Source organism: Syntrophales bacterium, from assembly GCA_030655775.1.
GTDB lineage: Bacteria > Desulfobacterota > Syntrophia > Syntrophales > JADFWA01 > JAUSPI01.
The window spans coordinates 1-3,018 of the sequence record JAUSPI010000037.1; the positions used below are offsets into that span (position 1 = coordinate 1).

The 3,018-nt window shown below is 44.9% G+C and carries 2 protein-coding genes; both read left to right on the forward strand.

What is annotated here, in order from left to right:
- Positions 1 to 1,048, forward strand: a 1,048-nt coding sequence (locus Q7J27_02040; protein ID MDO9527920.1) for an NAD(P)/FAD-dependent oxidoreductase, incomplete at its 5' end; no start/stop codon positions are given.
- 78 nt (positions 1,049 to 1,126) lie between these two features.
- A partial coding sequence (locus tag Q7J27_02045) for a heterodisulfide reductase-related iron-sulfur binding cluster (protein MDO9527921.1) occupies positions 1,127 to 3,018 on the forward strand: 1,892 nt, incomplete at its 3' end.

Genomic DNA, 3,018 nt, shown 5'->3' on the forward strand with positions numbered 1-3,018 from the left:
AGCCCAGGAAGGAGTCTTTGTTCTCGAAAAAAACGAGTCCTTCGGGCATGAGGCCAGCAGCAGGAACAGCGAAGTAGTTCACGCGGGGATCTACTATCATGAAGATTCTCTTAAAGCAAAGCTATGTATCGAAGGCAATGCTCTGCTCTATGAGTTTTGTGCAAAGCACGGTGTCGGATGTGAAAGAGTAGAGAAGATTTTTTCAGCTATTGAAGAAGACGAGATGGAGGGGCTTGAAAAACTCTATAATCAGGCCAAGAAAAATGGAGTCGAAGGTTTAAAATTTATTTCGAGAGATGAGCTCAAAAAACTTGAACCGAATGTAGAAGGAATAGCAGGGGTGCTATCTCCTCCTTCGGGAATCGTTGATTCTTTTTCGTATATGAAAGCACTCTATAACAAAGCAAGCGAAAATGTTGATTTTGTCTTCAATTGCGAGGCAATAGAAATAGAAAAAATAAACTCAAAGTATAAGGTTACGATAAGGGACTCTGAAGGAATTTCTTCTTTTACCACACCTATTCTAATAAACGCTGCCGGGTTGCACGCCGAAAAGATAGCAGAATTAGCCGGAATAGATATACCGAAGGCAGGGTATAAGACGTACCTGTTGAAAGGTGATTATTTCAGCATACGGCCCAAAAAGTGGGGATTGGTAAAGAGGCTTATCTACCCTGTTCCGGGGAAAGTCGGCGTAGGAATTCATAACTGCATTGCCATCGATGGAAGAGAAAGACTTGGCCCCGATGAGTACTATGTCGATGAGATAGAATACAAGGTCGATGAAAACAAAAAGCAATTATTCTTTGATTTTGCGAAAAAGTATTTCCCTTTTCTTGAAATTGATGACTTAGAACCTGAATCTTCAGGAATACGACCAATGCTTCAAAGCCCGGGAGAAACCCTCAAGGACTTTGTCATAACACATGAAGAGGAGAAAGGCTTTCCGGGATTAATAAACCTTATCGGCATAGAATCTCCGGGTCTTACCTCTTCGCTCGCTATTGGAAAGTATGTAAAGGGAATAGTAAAAGAAATTTCAGGATAAAACAAACAGGAGGGAAATGGTCCCCCCTTATCTTCTCCCTGCTAAAGGGTGGTAAGGGGGGATTTTACATAATATATTATGGAACATACGGCGAAACAGATTTTCACCACAGGGCATGAAGGAAGAGAGATTTTCTGGAATGCCCACAGTTTTGAGATCGCGCTCTATCTCTTTTCCGCGGTCACAATTGCGATCTTTATCATTGGCATATACAGGCGATGGCAGATGTGGACCGCCCTGGGTAAGGCTGAAAACAGAAATGACAATACGGGTGAAAGAATAAAGTCTCTTATCATCAACGGTTTTTTGCAGATAAGAACATTTAAGGATGCCTATCCGGGAATTATTCACGGATTGATATTTTTTGGATTTGCCGTCCTGTTATTTGGCGCGGCTGTTGACGCTATCGAAGCCCACATAGGTTTACCATTCTATCATGGATCGTTTTACCTCTGGTTTTCACTTACCCTGGATATCTTCGGCTTATTTGTCATAATAGGCGTAATTCTTGCCATCGAGAGGAGATACATAAGGAAGATAGACCGGCTTGACAACACCCCTGATGACGCTATTACGCTTATTCTAATACTGGGCATAATTGTTACAGGATTTATTGTTGAGGGACTGAGGATTGCCGCTACCGAACCATCATGGGCCGCCTGGTCTCCGATCGGGTTTCTACTGGCAAAGATTTTTAGCGGTATAAATACGGAGACGCTGGAATCCCTTCACAAGGTCACATGGTGGTTTCACGCCTTAATGGCCTTTGGTTTTATCGCTTATATTCCCTATTCCAAGATGATCCACATGATTACCTCTCCGGCCAACCAGTACATGAAGTCACTGAAACCCTCCGGCGCACTTGAACCGATCCGGGACTTTGAAACTGCCGAATCCTTTGGTGCGGGTCAATTAGAAGAATTTACATGGAAACAGATATTCGATGCAGATGCCTGTACACGCTGCGGGCGCTGTCAGGATGGCTGCCCGGCTTATCTCTCCGGAAAACCGCTTTCTCCCAAAAAGCTCATTCAGGACATTAAAGGATACTGGTTGGAGAGGGCACCTGTTGTTCTTAAAGCGAAGAAAGCCGCAGGTAACGGGGAAAATCCCCAGATACCGGAACCGGAAAAGGCGATGCTCGGCGAGGTCATTGATCTGCATGAATTGTGGGCCTGCACGAACTGCATGTACTGTATGGAGCACTGCCCCGTCTATATCGAGCATGTTCCCAAGATTGTCGACATGAGGCAGCATAAAGTGTTGATGGAGGCAGACTTTGCACAGGAGCTGCAGTTGACTTACAGGAATATGGAAAATAATTCGAATCCCTGGGGTATCGGCGCTCATATGCGCGGAGATTGGGCCAAGGAGCTCGGCATAAAGACCCTCTCAGAAAATCCCGATGTGGAGTATCTCTACTATGTGGGATGTTCCGGATCTTTTGATGACAGGGGCAAGAAAACAGCGGTTGCCTTTGCCAGGATTCTCAAGGCGACCGGGGTCAGCTTCGGAATTCTCGGCACGGAGGAGGGCTGTTGTGGTGATTCCGCCATGAGGGGTGGAAATGAGTATCTCTATCAGATACTTGCCCAGATGAATATTGAAGTGATGAACGGTTACGGTGTAAAGAAAATCATTACCACATGTCCACATGGCTACAATGCTCTCAAAAAAGATTATCCGAATTTCGGCGGAAATTATGAGGTCTATCACCACACGGAAATACTGGCCGATCTGATTGCACAGAAAAAGATCATATTGAATAAATCTGTCCCGGGACGTTTCACGTACCACGATTCCTGCTTTCTTGGAAGATACAACAATATCTATGATCAGCCGAGAAATGTTTTGAAAGCTGTTCCCGGCATGAAACTGGTAGAGATGGGGAGAAATCGGGACAAAAGCTTCTGCTGTGGCGCCGGCGGTGCCAGGATGTGGATGGAAGAGGATATCGGTGAAAGAATTAA